Below are 205 nucleotides of genomic sequence, written 5' to 3'. Positions count from 1 at the left end.
GCATAGCTCACCGTCAGAGTCGGATTTGCACTGCCGTATGCCTTGCTTTTATCATCCGTCGTGATCATAAGTGAGGTGGCTGTCACGCTCATCGTCCCATCGGCATAAGTGATTGCATAATTGGATGCAGCGGCTCCGATGGCTGTAATTGGGTAAGTCCCAACCGGGCTTCCTATAACTGCCGTGGTGGCGACTGTCGGAGCTG

1 protein-coding gene is annotated in these 205 nt (G+C 53.7%); it reads right to left on the bottom strand.

The features are described from left to right. On the bottom strand, positions 1 to 205 hold a 205-nt coding region (locus tag DM397_RS24160; protein WP_162615397.1), incomplete at both ends, for an MBG domain-containing protein.

The organism is Flavobacterium nitrogenifigens (assembly GCF_003254565.1).
Lineage (GTDB): Bacteria > Bacteroidota > Bacteroidia > Flavobacteriales > Flavobacteriaceae > Flavobacterium > Flavobacterium nitrogenifigens.
Note: the sequence above shows the minus strand (reverse complement) of the source record. Positions and strands in the feature narration are given on the sequence as shown.